Origin of the sequence: Congregibacter sp. (genome assembly GCF_047617445.1) — a bacterium.
GTDB lineage: Bacteria > Pseudomonadota > Gammaproteobacteria > Pseudomonadales > Halieaceae > Congregibacter.
On record NZ_JBLGBE010000012.1, the window covers coordinates 22223 to 47980 of the forward strand.

The following is a 25758-nucleotide window of genomic DNA, read 5'->3' on the forward strand; positions in this document are numbered from 1 at the left end:
GATTATGCGAAACACCATTGATTTTTCACCTTTGTACCACTCCGCCATCGGCTTCGACCGCATGGCAACGTTATTGGACTCGGTAGCCCGCGACAGCAAGCCCAGCTACCCGCCCTATAACATCGAGCAGGTCGAAGAGAACCACTACCGCATCACTATGGCAGTCGCCGGATTCACCGAGGATGAGCTGGATATAACCAGCGAGCAGAATGGCCTTGTGATCAGCGGACGACAACAAAGCGATAGCGACAGCCGTAACTATTTACACCGAGGCATTGCGACGCGTGACTTTGAGCGCAAGTTTCAACTCGCAGAACACGTCAAAGTAGTGTCTGCGAAGCTTGAGAACGGGCTTTTGCATGTCGCCTTAGAGCGCGAAGTACCCGAAGAGATGAAGCCTAGGAAAATCGCCATCGAAGGTCTAGGCCAGAGCAGTCTGCTGGAACAGAACGCTGCCTAAGTATCATCGCGAACGCCAGGTCGTTCGCTCTCTAACAAGCCGGGCATTGATGCCCGGCTTTTTTGTGGTTCATCGCGGGTTAGCGGGATCAAGGCCGGCGCTTAGCGTCAACTATCGGTCCGCAGGCTTTCTCTGAGGACCGAAACGTCGGCGAAACACGCGGTAGTCCTTTGTAGCTGCTCGCGCATCTCCAAAGACGCCCTCACACGATTAGAAGCACTCGACGGACGCTCAAAGGACTACCGCCTACCTCAACTTGTCAGTGCCACAGCGAGGCTCCGAGGACCGGAGCAGTGAGGCTTTTACTGTGGCTGACTGCGTTTAACGGCTTCGTCACGAATTCTCGCTACCATCGCCAGAAGGCCATTGCCTCGAGTCGCCGAGAGATGGCGGATCAGACCCAGCTCTTCGAAGTACGCATTGATGTCAAATGCGAGAACGTCTGACGGTGACTTGTTGTTCAAGGCCGCAAGCACAATGGCCAAAAGTCCTTTCACAATAAAGGCATCGCTATCAACGCTGAGCTGCAAGCGTTCTTGCTCGTCGCTTACATCTATCCAAACCTGACTCTGACAGCCGCGCACTAATCGCTCGTCACTACGCAGCTCCGCGGGCATAGCCGGCAGCTCCCGGCCCAGATCAATAATGTAGCGATAGCGATCTTCCCAGTTATCAAAAAAATCAAGATTCTCTACGATATCGTCGGCGGTGACAGAAGCACCAAAAGGATTCACGGGGGCGGTCATAACAACTCAGTAACACTCATACAAACAACGTCTCAATAAAACATACCGGTTTCTAGCTGCGCCTCTTCGGACATCATGTCTTTGCTCCAAGGCGGATCGAATACCAGTTCTACGCTAACGTCTTTGACAAACGGCACCATGCGCAGGCGATGTTCAACATCACCCACCAACACGGGGCCCATGCCACAACCCGGCGCTGTCAGCGTCATGACAACGTTAATACACTGAGCTTCTTGATCGACCTCTACGCGATACACAAGACCAAGGTTCACAAGGTCCACAGGGATCTCTGGATCAAACACCGTGTGCAACGCTTCCCAGGCTTGCTCTTCACTGATACGTCCATCACTGGGTGGCTCAAAGCTCAGCGTTAAGCCCTCAAGGCCCAGGGCATCGGCGTCAGTACCATCAATACGCACCATGTTGCCGTTGTGAACAATGGTGTAGTTACCGCCTAGAGATTGCGTGAGGGTGACAAAGCTGTCCATTGGCACCGTCACCGCGTCCCCAACAGGTACCAAGCGGCCCTGTACTTCCCGACGCACGGTCAGCAGCGTTCTTTCCTGTGATGACATCGCTAAGCTACGCTGAAGCTTTCGCCGCAGCCGCACTCAGCGACCACGTTGGGATTATTAAACTTCAAAACCTTGTTGATACCCTCGCGACTGAGGTCGAGCTCGGTGCCACGGAGAAACTCCAAAGCATCCGCGGCAACAAAAAGCTGTATGCCATTGTCCAAAGCCATTTGCGCATCATCAGATTCGCCGTTATCAACCTCTTCCATCACGTACTTAAAACCGGTGCAGCCACTCTCTTGCACACTAATACGCACTGCCGTTTTCCCTGCCGAAGCGAGACTATTACGAAAGTGCTCCGACGCCGCGGCGGTAACCCGCAGCGGCCCTTCAAATTCAAACGTTTCAACACTCACTGTCTTTTACTCCCGTATTCGCCAGACAAGCACAGGCCAGCCTAGCGAGGGCCAAAGAGGGATTGCGCCTTCTTCAACCCTGCAATCAATCTATCCACATCATCCCGGTTGTTGTACATCGAGAATGAGGCTCGCACCGTCCCGGGCAGCTCAAAATGCGCCATCAACGGTTGTGTGCAATGGTGGCCGGTGCGCACCGCGATCCCTTGCTCATCAAGCAACATACCCACGTCCGACGGATGGCAGCCATCCAGGACGAAGCTAAAAATCCCCGCGCTACGCGTCGGTGCACCGATGCGCCGTAATCCTGGTATCTCCATAGCAGCTTCGAGGGTCGCGCTGAGCAATGCATCTTCGTGCTCCGCCGCGGCCGTACGATCAATGTTCGATAAATAATCGATGGCTGCCGCCAAACCTACCGCCCCAGCGATATTGGGGGTACCTGCCTCGAATTTAAAGGGCAGCGTATTAAAGGTTGTACCTTCAAAGCTGACCGTTTCAATCATTTCGCCACCCCCCATAAAGGGCGGCATAGCCTCAAGTAGCTCCTCTCGGCCCCAGAGCGCGCCAATACCCGTCGGAGCAAAAAGCTTATGCCCGGAAAAACAATAAAAATCACAGCCCAGGGACTGAACATCCACATCCCAGTGACCTACCGCCTGCGCACCGTCTACCAGCGTGACGGCGCCAATGGCTCGCGCTCGAGCGCATATCTCCGCCACGGGATTGATGGTACCCATGGCGTTAGACACGTGATTCACCGCTACGAGCTTTACGCGCTCATCAAGCAGGGCATCGAAGGCTTCAAGATCAATTTCTGCGGCCGATGTTACCGGAATAGGAACAACCTCCGCACCCACGCGCTCTGCGGCTAACTGCCAGGGCACGATGTCTGAATGATGTTCAAGCCAGGAGACCAACACTCTGTCCCCCGCCTTCAAATTCTTCATGCCCCAGCTATAAGCAACGAGGTTTATTGCCTCGGTGGTGCCTCGCGTCCAAATAACTTGACGACTAGAAGGGCTGTTCAAAAAACTCGCGACCTTCTCCCGAGCATCTTCAAAGTGACGCGTAGCCCGGTCTGACAAGGTATGCACACCACGATGCACGTTGGCATTGTCGTGGCGATAGTAGTTTGCGATAGCCTCAATGACGGCCTCGGGCTTTTGTGTGGTCGCCGCGTTATCCAGATACACCAGCGGCTGGCCCTTGATCATTTCCCGAAGAATCGGGAAATCAGCCCGCACTTTTTCAACATCAAAGCCGGGCGTCGCACCAGCCTTTAGCGGGCTCACAACAGATCCCTCGAGAGCTCCGAACTCCGTGCAAAGCGCGAAGCTAGAACCGGGCGCAGATAGTTGCGCAAGGACTCCAGCCTCAGGCCCTCGATCAGCTCATTGATGAATCCAAAGCTCAGCATCACCTCAGCCTCTGCGCGAGACACGCCTCGCGTTCGAAGGTAATGCATCGCAAGCTCATCGATCTGGGCCACGGTCGCGCCGTGGGCACACTGCACATCGTCAGCATAAATTTCGAGCTCAGGCTTGCTGTTTATCTGCGCTTCCGCGCTGGTGAGCAAGTTTCTATTAGACAACTTTGCGCGAGTTTTTTGAGCGTCGGGGTGAATATGGATTCGCCCATTGAATACCGCCGTTGCACGGTCAGCGATGATTCCTCGAAACACCTCATCCGTGTCGCAATGTGGCACGGCGTGCTCAATGGTGCTGTGATAGTCAATGTGCTCATCACCGCGCGGCAAATAAACGCCATTGAGAGATGCGTAGGCACCTGGGCCTGCATGATTTACAACCAGGTCAAAACGTTTGAGAACACTGCCCAGCGCAAGATGAAAACTCTCTAAGCGCGCATCGCGATCTAAACGGGCGTGGACACCCCCAATATGCACGGCATTTCCGGATTCTTCGTGGATACGATAGTGGTATAGCTGCGCATTGGGAGACAGCAGTAACTCGGTCATCCCGTTGCAGAAACTGTCATTGGCGGCATCCAAAGAAACGAAATGCTCGACGATCGTCGCACGTGACCCTGCCTCTGCCAGTACCAGTAAACGCTGATTTATGGCTGTCGGTGCCGTCGCGCCGCTCACCAACCACAGAAACTCGACCGGAGATTCCGACGATGCATTCGCTGCTATTTCGACAAACACGCCATCACGCAGTGTCGCCGTATTCAGAGCCGCAAACAGATGATTCTCTACGTCTAGAGAGGTATTCAGGTGCTCGGCGATCTTGTCTGCCTGCGCTTCGCTCGCGTCATCAAATCGGCACACTTGCACACCATTGGCATGCGCTGTGTTTGACAGCGCCGGCTGATAAATACCATCAACGAAAACCAGTCTAGAGCCGCCAAAGCCCTCCTCCAGCGTTTTTGGCAAGGCCGCAAGCGTTGTGTCGGCATCGGCTAATTCATAGTCGTCACGAAGCGCCGAAAGTCCAGTGTACTTCCAGTTCTCCGTGCGCCGGGTAGGCATAGAAGCGCCTTCCCACGATGAAAGGCCTCGAGCCTGAACAGACTGTAACCAGTGGGGAATACGCCGTGTGGCTTCAGCCAACGGTTGCTGCATAAAGCTAGACATCAGGCGACCTCATCCTCAAGCCAAGCGTAGCCTTTGTCTTCGAGGTGCAAGGCCAACTCCTTGTCTCCCGAGCGCACGATACGCCCTTCGGATAACACGTGGACGCGATCCGGTTCCACAAAATCCAGCAGGCGCTGATAGTGCGTTACCAAGACAAAAGCACGGTCTTCGCTGCGCATTGCATTCACACCTCGGGCGACAACCTGCAGGGCATCAATATCCAAGCCACTATCGGTTTCGTCAAGAAGGCATAAGCGGGGCTCAAGCAACATCATCTGGATAAGCTCGTTGCGCTTTTTTTCACCTCCGGAGAACCCTTCATTGACTCCGCGCTTCAAAAATTCCGCCGGGAGATCAGCCGCCTTACTGGCTTCTCGTGCACGCTTCATAAAGCTCACGGCGTCCAGCGCCTCCAAGCCTCGATGCTCGCGCACGGCATCCACGGAGGCCTTCAGAAACTCCATGTTACTGACTCCCGGAATCTCTACCGGGTACTGGAAGGCCAAAAACAGGCCAGCACGTGACCGCTCTTCAGTATCCAGCTCAAAAAGGTCCTCGCCGTTAAAAGTTACGGAGCCTGCGGTCACTTCGTAACCTGGACGCCCTGCCAGCACATGACCCAGGGTGCTCTTTCCGGAGCCATTAGGGCCCATGATGGCGTGCACTTCTCCTGCTCCCACTTCAAGGTTCAGGCCCCGGAGAATCTCCTTGCCTTCGACCTGCGCGTGCAGATTTTCGATCTTCAACATGCTCTTACTACTCCTACTGCGACACCACTTTGTATCGCGTTATCCGACCGAGCCTTCAAGGCTCACTTCCAGCAACTTTCCAGCCTCAACGGCAAATTCCATGGGCAGTTCCCGAAACACCTCCTTACAAAAGCCATTCACAATCATCGACACAGCTTTTTCTGCGTCCAGGCCGCGTTGCTGACACAAATACATTTGGTCATCGCTCACCGTCGATGTCGTAGCTTCGTGCTCTACCACCGCGCTTGGGTTTCTGCTCTCGATATACGGGAACGTGTGCGCCGCACAACGATCACCAATGAGCAGCGAATCGCACTGGGTATAATTCCGTGCACCCTCGGCTCGAGGACTCATGCGAACCAATCCACGATAGACATTGGAACTCTTTCCCGCAGAAATACCCTTTGAAATGATCGTTGATCGGGTGTTTTTCCCGAGATGGATCATCTTGGTGCCGGTATCCGCCTGCTGCATGTTGTTTGTAAGCGCCACGGAGTAAAACTCACCAATACTGTTATCACCGCGAAGGATGCAGCTGGGGTACTTCCAGGTCACCGCAGATCCTGTTTCAACCTGAGTCCAGGAGATTTTGCTGTTGGTGTGGGCTACGCCGCGCTTGGTAACAAAGTTGAAGATGCCACCCTTACCCTCCGCATCGCCGGGGTACCAGTTCTGAACCGTCGAGTATTTAATCTCTGAGTCGTCCAAAGCCACAAGTTCCACCACTGCCGCATGCAGCTGATTCTCATCACGCATGGGCGCGGTGCAACCTTCGAGGTAACTCACGTGACTCGCCTCATCGGCAATAATCAGGGTCCGTTCAAACTGGCCTGTCTTCGCTTCGTTGATTCGAAAATAGGTCGAAAGCTCCATAGGGCAACGCACACCCTTTGGTATGTAGACGAAGGAGCCATCACTAAACACCGCACTGTTAAGCGCCGCATAAAAATTGTCCCGCCGCGGTACAACGCTACCGAGGTACTTGCGCACCAGCTCCGGGTGCTCGTGCACCGCTTCCGAAATCGGGCAAAAAATCACGCCGGCCTCAGCAAGCTTGCTGCGAAACGTCGTCGCCACGGACACGGAGTCAAATACTGCGTCTACGGCAACGCCCGCGAGCATCTCCTGTTCGTGCAGGGGGATACCCAGCTTGTTGTAAATTTCAATCAGCTCTGGATCGACTTCATCGAGGCTCTTAGGGCCGTCTTCCATACTCTTGGGCGCTGAGTAGTAGGACAGTGCCTTGTAATCGATGCGCGGATAATGGACGTGCGCCCATTCCGGCGTTTCCATTTTCAGCCAATCGCGATAGGCCTCAAGGCGCCATTCCAGCAACCACTGCGGCTCATTTTTCTTGCCCGAAATGAAGCGAATAACGTCTTCATCAAGGCCTGGCGCCAAGGTGTCGGACTCGATGTCGCTGACGAATCCAGCGGAGTATTCCTTGTCGATCCGGCTATCAATTACTTCCTGAGACATACTGTGTTCCTTTCTGATCTAGCGTCGAATTCAGGCTGTGCGCACAAGGATTCCGGCAAGCTCATCCTTAGCCTGATTCCGCATAATCTGCTTTTCGGAGATATCCCGAATCTCGCGCCGGGCAACAAGGTCTGCCAGACTGATATCGGTGAGAAAACTCTTGATACCCTCGGATAAATCCATCCAAAGGTGGTGTGTCAAACAAGTATCGCCATCATGGCAATCCCCTTTACCCCCACATCTTGTCGCATCGGTGTCTTCATTCACTGCAGCGATGACTTCGGCAACGCTAATGGCGTCCGGCTCGCGCTTGAGACGATAACCGCCGCCAGGACCGCGCACGCTACGCACCAGATCCTGTCGCCTAAGATGCGCGAACAGCTGCTCGAGATAGGACAATGAAATACCTTGGCGCTCGGAAATAGCCGCCAAACGGATAGGTCCTCGCGCCTCATTCAAGGCGAGGTCCAACATAGCCGTAACGGCATATCGTCCCTTAGTAGTTAGGCGCATAAGCAAAATCCCGTGAGTCTATCGAGAGCCTCGAAGTGTTTCATACCCCACTATTTTAGTCAAGTATAAGACCAAGCGCATTACTGGGTTTTTACGGCTGTCCCCCGCGATGTAAACACCGAGTTACTCCGCTGCGGGCTCGATCTCCAGCACCAATGCGCCGGCTGCAATCTGCTCCCCTTCCACGCCGTAGATAGCGCTTACAACACCATCAACCTGTGCCAGTAGACGGTGCTCCATCTTCATCGCTTCTATGATAGCCAACTCATCGCCTCGAAACACTGTCGCCCCTGCGGTGACCCGCAACGCCAAAAGATTACCGTGCATGGGTGCAAGAACCGCCCCCGAACCCTCAGCATCGCGATCCGTGGCCGACAAGCCAAGCTCATTCGCCAATACAAACGCCCGTCCGTGCCATTGCAACGCGACGGTGGAATGACCTACAAAACAATAGGCGACATCTTGCTGAATGCCGTCTATCGCGAGACGCAAGTAACCCTCCCGAGAGCTGCCTATCAGTTCAAGTTGCAGCTGTGTGCCACCCACCGAGACCTCATAGCAGTCCGAGCCCTTGGTCAAAACACTCACTGTCTGCAGCTCTTCATCTACCTTGTAGGCGAAGACGCTTGGGATTCCACGCTCACCAAACGTGCCAGAGAGCAAAGCATCGTCAGACACCCGCTCGTAGAGCGAGCTCTCTTCACCCTCCAGATATTGCAGCAGCGCCGCGACGCTCAGCTCTTGCTCTAGGGGTAAAGATTGGTGGACGCCCTCGGGGAACTCTTCTTCGATGAAAGCCGTGGTGGCCTCTCCGCTGGCAAAGCTCTCCCGCTCCAACACATCAATAAGAAACTCACGATTTGTGGCGATACCAAAGAGCACGGTTTGGCGAAGGGCTCGCAGCAGGCGTCGCCGGGCTGTGTCACGATCCTCACCATAGGCGATGATCTTCGCGACCATCGGATCGTAAAACGGCGATACCATTTGCCCGGGAAAGAGCCCATGATCCACGCGTATCCCTTCCCCCTCGGGCGGCTCCCAAGCCAATGCAAGGCCGCTTGCTGGCAAGAAGTTGTTCACCGTGTCCTCGGCGTAGAGTCGAACCTCGATGGCATGCCCATGCAGACTCACCGCGTCCTGAGTACAGGGTAGCGCTGCCCCTTGAGCTACTTGCAGCTGCAGATCAACCAGGTCGATACCGGTAACGAGTTCGGTCACGGGATGCTCTACCTGTAACCGGGTGTTCATCTCGAGGAAATAGAACTGCTGATCGGTATCAAGTAGAAACTCTACGGTACCCGCGCCCGTGTAGGCGATATTCTTGGCCGCAGCTACTGCCGCCTCGCCCATCGCGGCGCGCAAAGCCGGCGTCATAACCGGACAGGGAGCCTCTTCGACGACCTTCTGATGCCGCCGCTGCACTGAACAATCGCGCTCTCCCAAGTGAATGACGTTGCCCTGGGAGTCACCAAAAACCTGAATCTCGACGTGCCTTGGCTGCATCACGGCTTTTTCTAAAATTAGCTCACGGCTGCCAAATGCGTTCTCGGCTTCCGAACGAGCCGCTTCCAGCGCAGGCAAAAAGTCGTCCATATGACTCACTAAGCGCATACCACGCCCCCCGCCCCCCGCCGCGGCCTTGACCATGATGGGCACCCCGATGTCACTCGCAGCCGCGAGCAATGCGGCATCGGACTGGTCCTCAGATTGATAGCCGGGGATGCAGGGAACACCAGCGTCGAGCATGCGGCGCTTCGCGGCCGCTTTATTGCCCATGAGTTCGATAGCCTCGGCGGAGGGGCCGATAAACACCAAACCCGCATCTACGCAGGCCGCGGCAAAGTCAGCGTTCTCCGAAAGAAATCCATAGCCGGGGTGAATCGCCTCTGCCCCAGTGCGCGCAGCGGCATCAAGGATGCGTGCAGGATCCAGATAGGATTCCTTTGCCGGAGCGGGACCGATCAACACCGCCTCATCGGCGAGCGCCACGTGCGGAGCATCGACGTCGGCTTCCGAGTAAACGGCAATGGTCCGATAGCCTGCTGCCTGAGCGCTGCGTATCACGCGTACCGCGATTTCGCCGCGGTTAGCGACCAATACGCTATCAAACAGTCGACTCATTTCGTGCTCCCTGTGTCGCTACTTTTCATGGAACCCCATTGGGCTGGCCGTTTTTCGGCGAAGGCCCGCATTCCTTCCCGCGCCTCATCGCCCAGCATGGCGTCAGCAAAACGCTCTGCAGCAAACTGCACCAGTTCAGCACCTTCAAGGCTCTCGCTGGCAGAAATGATTTGTTTGGTTAACCGAATGGCGCCGGGGGCACCCCGATGGGCATCACGCAGTACCGACTGCAAACGCGACTCCAAGGCCTCAAGATCAGGTTCCACAAAATGTGCAAAACCCAGGCGATGCGCCTCTACACCATCGAAACGCTGTGCGGTCAGCAACAAACGGCGTGCCTGAGAGGCGCCAATGCGGCTAATCACCACCGGTGTAATCTGCGCGGGAGGAATGCCTAAGGTGACCTCCGTCAGCGCAAACTTTGCGTCTGCCGTTGTGACCACGACATCGGCCAAGCAGGCGATCCCCAGTCCGCCCGCCATGGCAGCGCCTTCGATCACGACAACAAATAATTGTGGCAGCTGTTTAATCGCGACCATCATCCGCCCAAAGTCGGCGTTAAAAGCGACGATGTCTTCCCGGGGCATACCCTCCTGAAAAACATTGCGAAACATTTTTAAGTCGCCGCCAGAGCAAAATGCGCCCCCTTTGCCGCGCAACACCACAAAACGAAAATCTGAGCCGGGAAGCATCTCGAGTACGGCTGCCAACTCGTCAGCCATAGCGCCTGACAGGGCGTTTCGCGTCTCAGGGCGGTTAAACCATATGGTCAGTGTGTCGCCTTTCGGCTCCAGCAATAAGTTTTCAACGACGGGAAGCATAGAGTTTTCCTTGTTAGATTCTTGGGACGGTCACATTCGAGCCACGCCGAAGGCATTGGGGCTGACCTCGCGGTGGCGCCCCTCCCAACAGGTCTGAAGGGCCATCGCAATGACCTTGCGACTGTCCCGAGGATCTATCAACCCATCATCCAACATGCGGCCTGATGTATAAAAAGCATCTGACTGCCGGTCGTAGTGAGCGATGACCTTCTTTTCTTGAGCGCTGAGCATGGCTTCATCAACATCACGGCCCTTGCGCGCGGCACCTGCACGAAACACCTCGGACATGGTCTTTGCCGCCTGCTCACCACCCATGACACCGATCTGGATGTTCGGCCAGGAAAACACGAAGTCCGGATCGTAACCCTGACCACACATCCCGTAGTTGCCTGCACCGAAACTCGCGCCAATCATCAAGGTTAGGCGCGGCACCCGGGCATTGGTCACCGCTTGAATCATTTTGGCACCGTGCTTGATCATGCCCGCGTGCTCGTACTGGGTCCCGACCATGTAGCCGGTAATGTTTTGCACAAACAACAAAGGCGTATCGGACTGATCGCAGAGCTGTATAAACTGCGCGGCCTTTGTGGCACCGTCGGGATCAATCGGGCCGTTGTTACAGACAATTCCAACCGACATGCCGTGTATGCTCGACTGCAGGCACAGCAAGGTGATTCCGTAGGCTGGCTTAAACTCCGTAAAACTCGAACCATCGACTAATCGGGCAATCACCTCCCGGGCATCGTAAGGCTGACGGTAATCTACTGGAACAACACCCAGAAGCTCATCACTGGGGAAAACCGGCGCATCAAACTCCGTAGCTGGCGGCTGAGCGCAGCGTCGGTTCCAGTTGATGCGACCCATCACTTCGCGGCATAACTGCAATCCATGGGCATCGTCCTCGGCCAGGTACTCCACCAGGCCGGTCACGCGAGCATGCATGGCAGCGCCCCCAAGCTCAGCATCATCCGCAACTTCACCAGTGGCAGCTTTTAGTAGAGCGGGGCCCGCGAGATAGGCCTTGCCGTTGTCCTTCACGCCCACAACGTAATCACTGAGTCCCGGCATGTACGCCCCACCTGCTGCGGATGCGCCATGGAGGACTGTGAGTACCGGCAGTCCTGCGGCAGACAGTCTGGCCAGACGGGCAAAAATGCCGCCTCCCGCCATCCACATTTCCACTTCGTATTCAAGAAGATTCGCTCCCGCGCTTTCTACCAGATGCACAAAAGGCAGTTTCTGCTGCAGCGCGATATCCATGATGCGACAACCTTTGCGGGTTGATGTTCGCGTCATCGCACCGGCGTTGATCCCCGAATCATCGACCTGAATCATGCAGCGGGTGCCTTGCACGTAGCCGATCCCGGCAATCTGCGTGGCACCTGGAACCGATGTCTCGGCGTTTGTGTCATCCAGGAGATAACCCGCCATATTCCCGATCTCCAGAAAAGGTGACCCTGGATCCAGAAGCCTTGCCAGACGCTCCCGGGGAAGAAGTTGGCCGCGCCTTTCAAAGCGTGGCCGCGCCCCATCGGACAGAGTGCGCGAGCGCTCAAGAATAGCGTTCATCTTTTCGATGAGCTCAAGGTGATCATTGCGATTGCGCGCAAATGCTTCGCTAGCGTTGCTGATTGATGAACGAAAAGGCTGTGCCTGATATGCCATAAGGTAGGTCTCTGAGCGTTATTCAGGAATGGGTATTTGGTGCTGCAGCGCAAGTGCGCGGGGAATGACGACTTTCTCGGTCAATAAGAGCTGCGCATAACCCTTACCTTGAGGGTCGGCGCGCAAACTGGCCGTGCCGCCTCCACCCAACACGTCGTGGAGAAGAAAATTCAGTGCATGACTGCCCGGCAGATAAAAGCGCTCAACCGGCGTGGACTGCCCGGGCGCAAGAAAGTGCGCAAAGTAGTTTGCGACTTCCTCGGGAATCAGCTTGGCAGCAATCCATGGCAAAAAATCCGGGTGCCGCGCCATGATCCCGATATTGGCTTTATCGCCCTTATCTCCGCTGCGTCCAAAGGCCAGCAGCTCCAGGGAAACCTGAACGCCATCCTCCGCCGAGGCATAAGCAACAGGGACAGCCACGGGGCCTGGAAGATCTGTAGGGTTGCCCACCTCTGCCTCTGGCGCAGGAAGCGCCTGCCCATCAAGCTCAATGGCTATCTGCAGCTGCTCTTTGGGAATCAGCATAGAAAACAAACGCACCACCGGCGTGGGCTTTGGCCGCGCCCCGGCAAAGCTAGTGAGCCCCGGGGGAGCTGTGAGCGCGAGCCCCACCATCTCTTTGAGAAAGATACCGACGCCCTTGGGACTGGCATGCTTCACAGCCAGCTTCACGTCAACCTCGCGACTTCGGAAGTAGCGAACCGCAGCCCCAAAGTGTGATTCCACGCCGATCACTTCGACACTGGTTTCAGTCAAAGGCTCAAGACCCGCCTGTGCAAGCATTGTTTCGGTGCGGGCAAAAACACTTGCTGCCAGATGTTCGGCTTTTTTGTGTGCATCACGGCCAACCATGGTCCAGATCTGCCCTGCACGATGGCCATCGGCCCAGGTCGCGCTGACCTTATAAGTTGACGGCGCGCCGTGCCCTCGGGCGCCACTTACGCTGACCTGATCCGGAGCTGCCTGCACAAGCTTTACCTGGGTGAAGTCACAGACAACGTCGGGCAGCAGATAAGCTCCCGGATCGCCAATCTCGTAGAGCATCTGCTCGCCCACAGTACCCACGCTGACCAAACCACCCGTCCCCGATGGCTTGCCCACGGTAAAGTCTCCGCTCGCGCTGAGCTCGGCGATGGGATAACCCGCTGACCCCAGAGAATCAATGATGTCTTCCCAGTCCGTGAAGTTACCGCCGGTCGCCTGGGTGCCGCATTCGAGGATGTGTCCCGCCAAACTACCCTGAGCGAGGCGATCAAAGTCGTCGCGCTGCCAATCAAATGCATGGATACAGGCGCCCAAAGTCACGGCACTGTCGACACAGCGGCCGGTGATCACAATATCGGCACCCGCATCGAGGGCGGCAGCAATAGGGAAGGCGCCAAGATAAGCGTTAATGCTCGCAACACGCGAGGTGTCAGGAAAGGCATCGCCAGAGAACATCTCGGGCACATCACTAAATTCAGCGGCCCGCGCCGAGAGGTCATCACCCAAAACTACGGCAACACGCAGGTTTAGTCCCTGATCCGCGATCACCGTACGCAGAGCCTCGGCACAGGCCCGGGGATTCACCCCGCCGGCATTAGCCAGCACCTTTACACCTTGAGAGGCTATTTGAGCCAGATTCGGAGCCATGGCGGCGCTCACGAAATCCGTGGCGTAACCCTTGCTCGGATCTGCGACGCGGGCTCGCGCCATAATCGACATGGTGACTTCGGCCAGGTAGTCATAGACGATATAGTCGAGCTCGCCGGACGCTAAAAGCTGCGGTGTCGCCAGTGCGGCATCTCCCCAATACCCTGATGCGCCACCGATGCGGATTTTACTATTCACTGCCATAACAACCCAAACCCCGTTACTAAGGGATCACGATATTATGCAATACTCAATATTTATCAAGTGTTGCTCAATGCTATATTTACCTCCACATATCGACCCACTATGGCGCTGCTATGATCGCTGACGAGAAAATCCATGACTGACAATGCACGACGCCGATCCAGGGAGCGCCTGGAAGAACGCGAGCGCGGCATTCTCGATGCGGCAACCAAGCTGTTTGCCACCGCCGGATTTCACGCTACCTCGACACGCAAAATCGCCGCAGCGGCTGGCGTCTCCGAAGGCACAGTGTTTCATTACTTTGGTAGTAAAAACGAGCTCATGCTCGGCATCCTTAATCGCTTTTATAACGAAGTACTGAATCCCCGGGCCGCAGAAATACTCGACACAGTCATGGACACTCGAGGTCGTTTGCGCGCTCTTGCGATTCATCATGTCTCATCATTGGCGGCGGACAATGCCCTGATGATGCGCCTACTGCAGGTCTACGTCGGCGTTGATCTGGAGATTTTGGGACAGGCTAAACAATCGCCGCTTCGGGATCTCAACCGCAGTTACGTCGGCCACCTGGACCGGGTAGTTCGGGAGGGCATAGAGCGAGGCGATCTGCGCAAGGATCTGGAAACTCGTCCCCTGCGGGACCTCTTTTTTGGCACCTTGGAGTACGGACTACGCACGCACATGTACCGCCACGGCACCGAAGGCCTTGATGCCTATGTGGACGCCTTGCTGGAACCACTATGGGCGGGCCTGAGCGATAGTCATCCCACCAAGACCCCGGCGGAGTTACTCACCGAGCGACTTGAAGAGGCCTGCGAACGTTTAGAACGCAGTGCCGATCGATGGGAAAACAGCTAGCCGCGGTCGATCTTCAGTCCACGACTGCAGAGCTGGAGAGGCGTTGACGGCCGCTCAGCCAGAGCCTGAACGCGCGCAGATACTGGTGGTTCAGTAATGCCAAGAGCATGTCCACTTGTCGATGACTTATGCTCCCACCGCTGAAGGTGATCAGCGAGCGCACCGGCATCGTACTTGCCATTTGCTCAAACATTTTGTCGAGGGTTTCATCGCCGTCATGCATAGACCCGTCGCCAAGGACGATAGCCATGACCCGGGGTTTGATGCGTGCGCCAAGCCAGGTGCTACCCACTTCCTCGAGCGACGAATTGAGGTGGAATGGCCGGACCGGTTCAGGTGTCGGGATGGGTTTATTCAGCAATGCCGTGAATGTTTCGTCATCCATGGGGCCTGGCACAGGTTGTGGTGCCGTGGCCGCTGCGCTGGGGGTGGCGGATGGGGTCTGTTTGACGGCCACCGTCGCCCTGATGTCCCGGCTGGAAGCGCCGATGCGTAGCTCAAAATCACCACCTGGGTTAATCCAGCGGGCATGGCCGATATCGTAGTAGGCAAAGTCCTGTGCTTCGAGCTTCAGCGTAAGCGTGCATTGCTCACCGGGTTCGAGGAAGACTTTCTGGAAAGCTTTCAATTCCTGTTCGGGTTTGTAAACCGGGCTAGCCAAGGCGTGCACGTACAGCTGCACTACCTCTGATCCGGCAACAGAGCCAATGTTAGTGATGGTGATACTGACGCTCTGATCGTCCGCGGCGAGTCGGGCATCGGCGTATGCAAAAGTGGTGTAGCTCAAGCCATGACCAAAGGGAAACAGCACCGGCAAGCTGGCACTATCGAAATAGCGATAACCGACGAAAAGGCCTTCCCGATACAGCACCTGACGCTCGTGGCCGGGAAAGTTGGCGTCTGAGGCTGTGTCTTCGCGGGTCCGAGGAAAGGTCTCTGCCAGCTTACCGCCGGGATTGGCATGTCCGAACAAAACATCCGCAATAGCCCCTCCGCCAGCCTGTCCCGGCAGGTAGGCTTCGAGGATGGCTTGCGGGGCGTCGACCCAGGGCATGGCTACGGGCGCCCCATTACAAAGAACAACTATGGTATTCGGGTTGGCGCGGCTGACGGCGGTAATAAGATTTTGCTGCTGTTGCGGAAGCTCCATGTGCTCGCGATCAAAGCCTTCCGATTCGTAGATGCCGGGAAGACCGGCGAAAACCACAGCCACCTGGGCGCCGTCCGCTGCGCAAACGGCCTCGTCGATGAGTCCATCGTCCAGCGCGCTGGTCTTGGGATCGTAGCCGGCGGCATACACAGGTTCGTGGTGGACCAGTGAATGAATCGCGTCCCAAGCGTTATCGAGTCTGACGGGATTCACTTGCGAGCTGCCCGCGCCCTGGTAGCGCGGGTGTTTGGCAAAAGCGCCAATCACGGCGATGTGTTGCTCCGCAGCCAAGGGCAGGGCGTCTCCGTCGTTCTTCAGGAGTACTGCGCTCTCGCAGGCTGCCCGGTGGGCCAGGGCGTGATGCGCCGTCAGGTCTGCGCTGTCCTCGGTGCGCTCGAGATCGGCGCCCAACAGTCCCAGGGCGATAGTCCTTTGAACGATACGGTCCAGGTCGGTCTCCGCAAGGTCCCCGTTTTGTACGGCGTGCAGCACGCGCTGGTCATTTCCGGGATCACCGCCGGGCATCTCCAGGTCCAGCCCGTGTCTGACGCCTGCTACGCGATCATTCATGGCACCCCAATCCGTCAGCACCAGTCCTTCAAAGCCCCATTCATCGCGCAGGACTTTGTTGAGTAGCCAGCCATGCTCGCTACAGAAAGTGCCATTGACGCGGTTGTACGCGCTCATAAGCGTCCAGGGCTGGCTTTCGCGGATGGCAATCTCGAAGCCGCGTAGATATATCTCCCGCAGCGTGCGTTCATCGACAATGGCGTCGATATACATGCGCCCGTATTCCTGATTGTTGGCGGCGAAATGCTTGAGGCTCGTGCCGACGTTTTTAGACTGCACGCCATTGATGAGCGCCGCGGCCAGCTTGCCTGTAAGCAGCGGATCTTCCGAGAAATACTCGAAATTCCGGCCACAGCAGGGATGACGTTTGATGTTGACGCCAGGACCCAGGAGCACGGTGACATTTTCCGCTCTGCACTCTTCACCCAGGGCCGCGCCGATTTCTTCGAGCAACGCGACATCCCAGGAGGAAGCCAGCGCACACGCGGTGGGGAAGCAGGTGGCGGGTGCGCTTTCATTCATACCCAGGTGGTCCGCGTGCCCTATCTGCTTGCGCAGACCATGGGGGCCATCGCACACCTGTGCGGCGGGTATGCCATGGCGCTCCAGGCTCTCTAGGTGCCAGAAGTCTTCGCCGGAGCAGAAGCGGGCTTTCTCTTCCAGGGTCATATCGGCAACGATGGCACTCGCTGCAGCTTGTTTGGATTTCAGTCCAGTCATGTAGTTAGCCCCATAGTTCTGTTGTGGATAATCTCACCTTACCCCTATCGGGCATGGGCCACTTAACGGGCCGGAATTTTAAAAATTGGCCCATAACAACCTATAAACCACACAAATTCTCGCCCGAGTTCATCGGTCTGGGCGAGTTAACTTATCGACACATCGATAAAGCTTCTCGAAAGAGACACCACCATATTCGGCAAGCGCTGATTCGACGCCGCACTGCCAGATCAGCCTCAAACAACGCTCAAACGTTCTAACAAAATCTGCCTGGCCGACAAGATCGCCATAGATGTGTTTTTGTTCTATCCATGCGCGGGGATTCTGGCGTGCCAATTCGGCTGTAGCGACCAGTGAGCCCCAGACTGGATCGTTAGACATCAATCGATGTGCCGTCTTCGCAAGTGCCCTAGCACATCCTCGCCCACAAGGCCTCAACGAGCGCCAGGCCCTCAATGGAAAAGCCGCTCTTCAGTGCATCACGGAGAATCGGTAGTACGAACCCCGGATGTCGGGAGGAACCGTCGAAGGCCACCCGACGTGTTGTATCGATAATGCCAGGGCGGACGAGAGACCGTTTCTGGAAGATCCGAAAGCGTCTTGTTACTCAATTTAACAAGACCTGAATTGCGCAAGTCTTCCATCAACTTATCTACTGTCCGCTATCGACGTTTTACATTGTGCAAATTCGGCTGTCCGCATTCTCGCTGACATTTAGAAATGTGGAAAAACGCAGCGCCCTGCCAATTCAGAGCTTCCATCTAGATTGCGGGCCAACACCGTTACCGGCCAGATCAGTTCAGTTCAGTACTGTTCTACCAATAAAAACAGAGAATCCTCAGAGACCGTTTGGGTACCGTACACCTTGATACCGCGAGGTTGTTGCGTCGCAGGGCCCAAGAGTTGCACCCACTCCCCGGGCTGGGCAAGTAAGGTCGAACTGTAGCTCTGCGCACGGTCGGCCGCCTTTCGCGACACGTCGACAAGCACTTCGATGCTGCCATCTTCTTTAACAGTAGGCGCCAAGGCCACAATATCCGCGTCCCTTGGAAGCTCCTGCACCTGGGTCCAGAAAAGTCCTCCGCTAGCCTGGAGCTGATAGTCCCGACCACTGGCTTTTGCAAAACTCACGCGGCTTCCGGACATCACCGTCAAACTCAGATTGCCCGCGTCCCGGGTGCTGATCTGGCCGCTGGTGGGCGGCTGGGCCGCAAGCGTCAGTCGCAAGTTCTGTGACCAGGCAAGCGCGGGCAAACATAGACACATCGCGAGCATCAGCGCGCCGACGCGACTACATTGGGATGCGACAAGAAACTGTGATCGGGCACGACTGTCAAACATGGGCTTGCACCTACTCCGGCATCATGGGTGGGTCATCTTCATCACGGGCAAGCTCACTCACTTCCGGCACGTCTTCAAGTATTAACTCCAAAGCCTGGGCGTGGGATTTTTCTTCTTCGGCAAACCCATTCGCCGTGCTAATAACCTCGGGGGCAGTGCTGTTATGCGCGTAATCACGATAAAACTGTTCTACAGCGCGCTCGTTCGCTAAAGCGAGAGCCATCGCATCGTGCAGACTCATGCGGTAATGCAGAGCCTCGTAGCTGGTAGTTTCCGGCGGCTCGGCATCGGGCCATTTAAATTCCCAGGCCTTAATTTGAGGAAGCTCTACCCCCTCACAAAGCAGACTGACCTCAGCCAGGTGACTCCCAGCCTCATCGGCCATGCGATGAAAGAACCTGACGACCTCCTCATTACCATGAGTCTCCATAGACTCGGCTATTTCCAGATAACGCTCCTGGGACTCCTGCTCCAACTCCGTGGAATAGGCAAGAAAGGTCACGAATTCGTCTGTCATCATCGCTGATATGCCGAAGCTAAATCATCAAGTACCAGCTTAGCATTCTCTGTCGGCGCTGCCTCGCTTGGCCAGATAGATCGCGGCTCATAATAGAGCAGTCCCGTCTTAAAGCCATCCTCGGACAAAAGCAGTGCCGCCGCCTCGTCCGCACGACTCAAGGGCTCCTGCTCAAAGTCAGTCACAATCGCCTTCCAGTCAGTCTGCTGCGGACAAAAAGTGATGCACTGGGACAAGACATGAAGAAAGCTGAAGCCTGGAAAAGCAAGCGCCTCTGCCAACAGTCTCGCGATTTGATTAGAGTTACCTGAGTAGCCTCGCGCTATCCAGGGTGCACCGGATGCCAGCGCCATAGCCGCCGGCTTAAACGGACGCGCTCCCGGTCCATGCGGTGTGAGCTTGCTGCCGGTCCAATCTCGCGGGCTTGTCGGAGAAGCCTGGCCTTTGGTCATGCCGTAGACCTCATTGTCCATGGCGATGTAAGTAATGTTTACGTTCCTTCGACAGGCATGCATAAAATGGTTACCACCAATGAAAAACCCATCGCCATCTCCTCCAATAGCAATCACCGTAAGATCTGGACGCGCCACCTTAAGGCCCTGGGCGACCGCCAGGCCCCGGCCATGCACACCATGAAAACCATAGCTGTCGATGTAAGCCGGAAGACGCGAAGAGCAACCGATGCCCGACACAAGCACAGTGTCATCTTTGGCAAGGCCACAGGCGGCAGCGGCCTTGGTGATTGCATTGAGCACCGAGAAATGGCCGCAGCCAGTACACCAGATAGGTTTAATATCGGATTTGTAGTCCCGGGGTTTAATCGTTAGCAATTCATTAATCATCGAGAACATTGTCGACGGCCGCGACAATCGTCGCCGGCGCGAGGGGCACAGGACCGGGGGTAGCGACACTGTGGAACGTACCCGAAAACTCCAAATGTCCTCGAAGATAGTGCAGCAGCTGGGCCCCGTGATTCTGCTCGATAACAATGATCCGAACACATCCATCCAATGCGTCTAAAAGCTGCTCAACCGGCAACGGTGCCAGCAGACGAAGCGCTATGACCCGACAAGCAATGCCTGCGGACAGTAGGTGATCGTAAGCGGTGACCACGGACGCAGCGGCGGAACCAAAACAAATGAGTGCCACACTACCCTTGCCATGAGTCTCCTCCCAGTCATCCCCGGGATCTAACGCCGTGAGCTTGCAAGCGCGCTTATCCAACTGTCGCTGGTGATTCAGGGCTCCGGCGCTGGGCGTGCCGCGCTCATTGTGCTCAAGACCATCGGCGGTAAAGCATTGATCCTTATCTCCCGGGACAGACTGAGGAGAGACTCCGTTATCGACAAGTGCATAACGCAGATAGTGGTCTGTCTGCGGGTCAGGCGGAAGCGGATCCCTTTCTTGCAGCCCTCGGGGCGGATCAACGATGGCGGTGGACTGGCCTAAAAACTGATCTGAAAGAACAATCGCTGCTGTCTGTAATCGCTGTGCAAGCTGTACGGACCAGGCACAAGTGAACACGCAGTCCGAAATGGACAAAGGCGCCAATACAAGGTGCGGCGCATCACCATGCAGTCCATAAAGCGCGATGTTCAAGTCGCTCTGCTCAGACTTTGTGGGAATCCCTTTAGAAGGGCCTCCGCACATGACGTCCAGAACCGTTACCGGCGTCTCACTGGCCACCGCCAGGCCGATACTCTCGCTCATCAAAGCCACACCGGGCCCCGAGGTCGCAGTAAAAGCTGGCACTCCGCCGTAGGCTTCGCCCAGAGCGCTATTAATAGCTGCCAACTCATCTTCGGCCTGAACCAGCGCACCGCCTAATCGTTCCAGGGGTATCGCCAAATATTCCAGCACATCAGACGCAGGGGTGTTGGGATAGGCCGCCACAAAACGCACGCCCCCGTGCAGCGCGCCGTAGGCCGCTGCCTGATTTCCACTAATGTACCAACCCTTTTCTACATTAGCCGCAGGGAGAGCCAGAGCAAGGTCCGGCGCAGCGAGAACACCCGCATCAATACAGGCCACCGCGGCATCTCGGTAATCCTCGGCTTTATCGGCAAGTTTATGTGTCGCCAGGGACTTGAGTGTCTCAACGGGAATACCCAGCAAGGCGCCCAAAATACCCAGTGCCAACATGTTCACTCGGCCTTCCGGATGCGCATTCCGGGCCAGCTCATTGAAGGGGAGCGAAATGATCTTCGGCTCCAGCGCGAGCAGCGACTCCGGCATATTGGCCGTGGTTTCACAGCGGACGATGCTGTCTGCCTCGAGACTAATCTCATCGCCAAAACGACTGACGTTTTTCCAATCGAATGCTAGAAGCAAGTTATGCGTCGAAGCCGCGGTATAGCGCTGATGCGAGGTCAGTTTGAGCAGCGCCACGGCCTCACCACCACGAATTTGCGGGCCAAATGCTTTGCGCAGCAGGCCCCGACCGCCCGCCTCTGCCCAGGCTTGCAACAGCAACTCGCCCACGGACATCACCCCGGCTCCGCCAGAGCCAGTTATCGCCAGAGAAAACTCGTCCTGGTGCATGGCCATATCCAAACATTGGAATACTTCAGCATACGCACTGACTACCGCGTGAACAGACGATCACAACGCTATGTGGGGTTTTCTTGAGCTAGCTCAAGAAACAATGCTTAAGCCTAGAAGACCCTATTTAGCTTTTGTCTTTGGTCGGGCTTTTGTCTTAGGCCTTGCTTTTGCCCGTGGCGATTTGACGGCTGTTTTAGTGGCAGCTTTTTTAGGCGATTTTGCCGGCTTTGCATCAAGCAGCCCCAGCAGTTCAGCGAGCGAAGCTTCAATGCAATCCATAAAAAATTCGATATCCGGCAGCAATTCCCGGGTCGAAATAACGTTGAAACTCATCTGTCCATCGTAGCTCGGCGTGCCTATAAACAGCCCCATGCCATCGGCGAGCGGCGCAAGGGCCACACTGCGAACCATTCTCGCGCCGTTCATATACATGGGGATCTGTGGTCCCGGCACATTCGAGATAAACAAGTTACACATTTTGGCAGCCACGCCGCTGCGTAAAAGCAGACGACTGGCTAATACCTGCGTGGCCGCAGGCACATGCCGGGTCACATCGGTCATGAGACGCGCCGAAATACCTGAGCGTGCTTCTTTACTGGCTCGCGTGGACTGCTGGATTCGCTGGAGCCGCTTAAGAGGATCCGTCTCATCGGTGAAGATCGGCGTGGTCATGGCCGAAATGTTGTTCCCGGGTAAATCATTGCCATCGCTACCGCGAGGTCGCGCATTGATGGGCACCCAGGCAATGATGGACTCATCAGGCAATTCGCCATGATGAGAAAGATAACGGCGCAAGGCTCCGGCGCAAATCGCCAGCACAACATCGTTAATCGTCACGCCTGGCTGCAGCTGGCGGATACGTTTGAGATCATCCAGGGCTACTACCCGGGCATCGAACATTTTGTGCGGGGATAGATCCACGTTAAAGCGCGTGGGTGGCACCGGATGTTTGTCTTCATCGCGTTTTGCAACGGAGTCTTGTGCGGCCTGCACTAGACTCGGCGCAGCCCGCATGACGGTCTCGGCAATGCGTAGCGGTGAACGAAAATTGTTCCTGAATGCGCGGGAAATCAGCGCGGGCATTGCGGGGATTTCGCCGGAGCCCACGACCACCTCCTCTAGCGGCACCAGTGGCGTACCCAGATTGTCACCGTCAGCCATACTCGAAAAGAACTTCATTAGAGACGCACCATCGACCGCGGCATGGTGGATTTTTGTCGCGATGGCGTAGCAACCTTTAGGCAGTCCGTCGACGTGATCCAAGCCTTCGACAACGAACATTTCCCAAGGTGGACGGTTCATATCAAGAGGTCGGCTGTGATAGCGAGCCATATGAATACAAAACTGCCGCCAATCGCCCGGCTCCGGCAAGCGACCATGCTGCATGTGGTATTCAAGGTCGAAGTACTCGTCCTCGACCCAATAGGGATAGTCGATCTCTAAAGGAAGCCGCAAGAGACGACGGGAAAACACCGGATTGTAGGCAAGTCGCTCTCTTGTATGAGCGATGATATCGGTGTAGCGCACTGTCTCTCCACCGGGAACCGTCGACGGGTCGTAGATCGCAACACTGGTCACATGGGTAAGGTTGTGCTCGGTCTCTGCATAGAGAAACTGTGCATCCTGTGGACTAAGCTGGTGCATACGTTTAGACCTTGGTTGTTTGTGCGATGATCAGGGCAGTGCAGCGGCTCGAACGCGCTCGATACGGCGCTGCAATTCACGGAAGTTCTGCGCCAATTGTAAACGACGCTCCGCAAGGTCGCCGCCTTCACCGTTGATCAGATCGAGGTTGTCCAAAAGCCGATAGGCGTTACCAAACAGTACCTTGCCAATAGATGCCTCAGAGCTAATCCGCCGCTGGAGGTAGGCCTGGCGGCCGTAAGCTAGCGACTTTTGCACGCAATCTTTCTCGCTCAGCGGATCATCCGAAGGCTGTCTTGCGACGACGTCGGCGACCACACGATAGGCCTCAACAAAAGGCAGCAACACAGCGTGTGCCATGCGCGGCTGAAGCCGTGCGAAAATCGCCAACGGTGCACCGGGCTCATCCAGCGCCGCCTCCCAGGCAGGCTGATATCGAGATAGTTCCTCACTAACATCGCGACGAAACTCTTCCTTGGGCGCGTAGAAAAACTCAAATTTAAAGTAGTCCCGGAGGCGCTCCGCCTCTTCCCAAAAGGCATCACTGCCAGTCTGCTCAAGCTGCGTCATATTCACCAGCACCAACTCAATAATGGACTTATTCAGGAAGTAATGAATCACCATATTGCGGTAGTAGCTGGCGACGCCATGCTGCTCAGCGGCAATGGTGTACACCTGCTCCGGGCCATCGTCATAACGCGTGAGCAACCCGCTAGCGATCATTTTGCCCGTAAGATCAGAAACCTGCGTAGGATCCTGCTCATCAAGGTCGCGGGTGAGAGTAATACCTCGCTTGCGTGCCCAGTCCGTTAGCGCCACAACCTCGGAACGCAACTCATCAGTGGTCAGCGCTCGAGGCGCTGAACCTAAAAGCACCATACTGATAACCGATGGCAGTGTGATGGGAGAGACTTTGTTAACCGCTACGCCGACAGCAAATGCCACGCGCTGCAATTCTCTGGGGTCGTCGGGGGACGGTGCCTCCGGGAGTACTACCGGCTCGCCAAAATTGAAGTAAATTTTACCCATGGGCTGACGCAAGCCGCGCAAATAGCCGATAAACCAACGCAGACTCTCGGGTCTTTTGGTTCCCCCGGACTCCATGGCGGCGTAATCCTTGACGTCTCCGATCATGTCATAGCTGATGGAGATTGGAATGAAATGCAAGTTCTCAGCACCCGTAGCATGCGCAGCATCCATAACGTACTTAAGCAGGCCATAGCGCGGCGGCATCAATTTTCCGACCCGGGAGCGGGTGCCTTCGAAAGCCCAGGACAAAGGAAAGCGCTTCTCCATCAGGTAACCGATGTACTGACGTAACACCGCTTTGTAGAGCAAGTCATCCTGAAAGCTGCGGCGAATAAAAATCGCCCCGGCACGCTTGGCAACAAATCCCAAGCCCGCGAAGGCCATATTTACCCCACCGAGAATATGGGGTGCCGGAAAGTCGTTATCGGCGCACATCGCGTTAACCGCAAAGCCATCTACGTGAGTCTTGTGCGTCCACAGCAACGCTGTGGGGTACTCTCGAGACCATTGGCGAACTCGCTCAAGACCCTCTTGGTCGATCACTACGTCGGCGTCGTAGCCAAGGCGCATAACCCAGTGATTCAGTTGCGCCATCACATCGAGCCAAAACGGCTGAGGTCGGGAGATAAGCTCGCGCATAATCTCCTCGGACTCGTGCATGAGGTCGTCCATACCACGACCGGTCTCTGCAGAAACCAGCTCTACCGCAGAGCGAAACTTCGTACTAGCCAACAGGATGTTTGCAACCCGGCGAGGCACTTTGTAGCGACTGCCTTGTAAACGGCGCTCCGCCACATCCAAGGCCAGCCCTGCCTGTCCCGCGACAAAAGACGCCAGAGCGCTGGTATCCACGTCGGTGCCCTGAAGTTGCTGTAAGCGATCTCGCAATTGATCGATGGTCGCCGGCTCCCCCGCGATACATACCACTCGCTCAGGATGCTGACGCAGTATGCGTCGTGCCCGGGATGGACCCGGTCGTCGAGGGTTACCAAAAAGCAGATCCCGGGGGCGAGGTCGGGCGCTTTTTTCTTGTAACGACGTTCGCCATACTACGCGCAAGGGAAGCACCAGCGTATCGCCGGGCAAATCGAGTAGCGGCAACAAGGCCGTGACCGCAGGATTCTCACGATCGCGCACAATGGGTAGCACGCACTCGAGAATCTCAGCGCCAATAGCATGCTCGACAACTGAGTTGCGCAAAAACTGTTCGAGCTCGTTCTGCTCGACACCATGGGCGACATCCAGTACCGCGATGACGCGCTCGCTCGTTTTCAAATTCTGCCAGAGCTGGCTTGTCATAGGGACGCCCTTTTTTTTCGCGGGATGCGCGGCTGGTTTTTATTATGCATCGTGTCGAACAGTTCGTGGCTGATCATACCAGCCGAAAGACAATTGCGGGACGGCAACTATGCGCGAGTACTCTGGTCTATGTTGTACTGGACACGTAACAATCCAAACACACTCA

The 25758-nt window shown here is 56.0% G+C and carries 21 protein-coding genes; 2 read left to right on the forward strand and 19 right to left on the reverse strand.

The window, feature by feature from the left end; all coding sequences use genetic code 11:
- Positions 1-4 precede the first annotated feature (4 nt).
- Positions 5-460 carry an Hsp20 family protein gene (locus tag ACI9KD_RS04820; protein WP_414980024.1) on the forward strand — a complete coding sequence of 152 codons (456 nt, stop codon included), beginning with the start codon at positions 5-7 and terminating at the stop codon, positions 458-460.
- 302 nt (positions 461-762) lie between these two features.
- Here the strand turns inward: ACI9KD_RS04820 and ACI9KD_RS04825 are convergent, their stop codons facing one another.
- The 12 genes from ACI9KD_RS04825 to ACI9KD_RS04880 form a co-directional block, all read right to left on the reverse strand.
- A complete protein-coding gene (locus ACI9KD_RS04825) occupies positions 763-1206 on the reverse strand; it encodes a SufE family protein (RefSeq protein ID WP_414980025.1) in 444 nt (147 codons plus the stop codon).
- A 32-nt stretch (positions 1207-1238) separates the two neighbouring features.
- Complete coding sequence (gene sufT / locus ACI9KD_RS04830) at positions 1239-1781, reverse strand: putative Fe-S cluster assembly protein SufT (RefSeq protein WP_414980026.1); 543 nt, start codon at positions 1779-1781, stop codon at positions 1239-1241.
- A gap of 2 nt (positions 1782-1783) precedes the next feature.
- The gene (locus ACI9KD_RS04835) at positions 1784-2137 is read right to left on the reverse strand and encodes a HesB/IscA family protein (RefSeq protein ID WP_414980027.1); all 354 of its coding nucleotides are present in this window, start codon (positions 2135-2137) and stop codon (positions 1784-1786) included.
- A 41-nt stretch (positions 2138-2178) separates the two neighbouring features.
- A complete protein-coding gene (locus ACI9KD_RS04840; RefSeq protein WP_414980028.1) occupies positions 2179-3432 on the reverse strand; it encodes an aminotransferase class V-fold PLP-dependent enzyme in 1254 nt (417 codons plus the stop codon).
- On the reverse strand, positions 3429-4733 hold the full coding sequence (sufD, locus tag ACI9KD_RS04845) for a Fe-S cluster assembly protein SufD (RefSeq protein ID WP_414980029.1): 1305 nt from the start codon (positions 4731-4733) through the stop codon (positions 3429-3431). Before sufD ends, ACI9KD_RS04840 begins: the two co-directional genes overlap by 4 nt.
- Entirely contained in the window at positions 4733-5482 is a 750-nt protein-coding gene (sufC, locus tag ACI9KD_RS04850) for a Fe-S cluster assembly ATPase SufC (RefSeq protein ID WP_414980030.1), read from the reverse strand. The genes sufD and sufC overlap by 1 nt, the downstream gene beginning before the upstream one ends.
- Before the next feature lie 39 nt (positions 5483-5521).
- Positions 5522-6961 carry a Fe-S cluster assembly protein SufB gene (gene sufB / locus ACI9KD_RS04855; RefSeq protein ID WP_414980031.1) on the reverse strand — a complete coding sequence of 480 codons (1440 nt, stop codon included), beginning with the start codon at positions 6959-6961 and terminating at the stop codon, positions 5522-5524.
- Between the two features lie 30 nt (positions 6962-6991).
- Positions 6992-7474 carry an Rrf2 family transcriptional regulator gene (locus ACI9KD_RS04860; protein WP_414980032.1) on the reverse strand — a complete coding sequence of 161 codons (483 nt, stop codon included), beginning with the start codon at positions 7472-7474 and terminating at the stop codon, positions 6992-6994.
- Positions 7475-7597: 123 nt separating this feature from the next.
- Positions 7598-9595: an acetyl-CoA carboxylase biotin carboxylase subunit gene (locus tag ACI9KD_RS04865; RefSeq protein WP_414980033.1), complete on the reverse strand. Its 1998-nt coding sequence runs from the start codon at positions 9593-9595 to the stop codon at positions 7598-7600.
- A complete protein-coding gene (locus ACI9KD_RS04870; RefSeq protein WP_414980034.1) occupies positions 9592-10416 on the reverse strand; it encodes an enoyl-CoA hydratase/isomerase family protein in 825 nt (274 codons plus the stop codon). The genes ACI9KD_RS04865 and ACI9KD_RS04870 overlap by 4 nt, the downstream gene beginning before the upstream one ends.
- Before the next feature lie 30 nt (positions 10417-10446).
- On the reverse strand, positions 10447-12081 hold the full coding sequence (locus ACI9KD_RS04875; RefSeq protein WP_414980035.1) for an acyl-CoA carboxylase subunit beta: 1635 nt from the start codon (positions 12079-12081) through the stop codon (positions 10447-10449).
- A gap of 18 nt (positions 12082-12099) precedes the next feature.
- Positions 12100-13920 (reverse strand): acyclic terpene utilization AtuA family protein, encoded by a 1821-nt coding sequence (locus ACI9KD_RS04880; RefSeq protein WP_414980036.1) that lies wholly within the window; start codon positions 13918-13920, stop codon positions 12100-12102.
- Positions 13921-14055: 135 nt separating this feature from the next.
- On the opposite strand from ACI9KD_RS04880, the gene ACI9KD_RS04885 reads away from it, so the two are divergent.
- A complete protein-coding gene (locus ACI9KD_RS04885; RefSeq protein WP_414980037.1) occupies positions 14056-14778 on the forward strand; it encodes a TetR/AcrR family transcriptional regulator in 723 nt (240 codons plus the stop codon).
- Between the two features lie 13 nt (positions 14779-14791).
- Here the strand turns inward: ACI9KD_RS04885 and ACI9KD_RS04890 are convergent, their stop codons facing one another.
- The 7 genes from ACI9KD_RS04890 to ACI9KD_RS04920 all read right to left on the reverse strand — a co-directional run bounded on the left by ACI9KD_RS04890 (position 14792) and on the right by ACI9KD_RS04920 (position 25592).
- Complete coding sequence (locus tag ACI9KD_RS04890; RefSeq protein WP_414980038.1) at positions 14792-17218, reverse strand: glycoside hydrolase family 3 C-terminal domain-containing protein; 2427 nt, start codon at positions 17216-17218, stop codon at positions 14792-14794.
- A gap of 804 nt (positions 17219-18022) precedes the next feature.
- A complete protein-coding gene (locus tag ACI9KD_RS04895) occupies positions 18023-18559 on the reverse strand; it encodes a hypothetical protein (protein ID WP_414980039.1) in 537 nt (178 codons plus the stop codon).
- A gap of 10 nt (positions 18560-18569) precedes the next feature.
- Complete coding sequence (locus ACI9KD_RS04900) at positions 18570-19079, reverse strand: ferritin-like domain-containing protein (RefSeq protein WP_414980040.1); 510 nt, start codon at positions 19077-19079, stop codon at positions 18570-18572.
- Positions 19076-19918 carry a thiamine pyrophosphate-dependent enzyme gene (locus ACI9KD_RS04905; protein WP_414980041.1) on the reverse strand — a complete coding sequence of 281 codons (843 nt, stop codon included), beginning with the start codon at positions 19916-19918 and terminating at the stop codon, positions 19076-19078. Before ACI9KD_RS04905 ends, ACI9KD_RS04900 begins: the two co-directional genes overlap by 4 nt.
- A complete protein-coding gene (locus tag ACI9KD_RS04910) occupies positions 19911-21617 on the reverse strand; it encodes a 2-oxoacid:acceptor oxidoreductase family protein (RefSeq protein ID WP_414980042.1) in 1707 nt (568 codons plus the stop codon). Before ACI9KD_RS04910 ends, ACI9KD_RS04905 begins: the two co-directional genes overlap by 8 nt.
- Before the next feature lie 123 nt (positions 21618-21740).
- Positions 21741-23264, reverse strand: coding sequence for a wax ester/triacylglycerol synthase family O-acyltransferase (locus tag ACI9KD_RS04915; RefSeq protein WP_414980043.1), 1524 nt, complete (start codon positions 23262-23264; stop codon positions 21741-21743).
- A gap of 30 nt (positions 23265-23294) precedes the next feature.
- Positions 23295-25592, reverse strand: coding sequence for a glycerol-3-phosphate 1-O-acyltransferase (locus ACI9KD_RS04920; RefSeq protein WP_414980044.1), 2298 nt, complete (start codon positions 25590-25592; stop codon positions 23295-23297).
- Positions 25593-25758 lie beyond the last annotated feature (166 nt).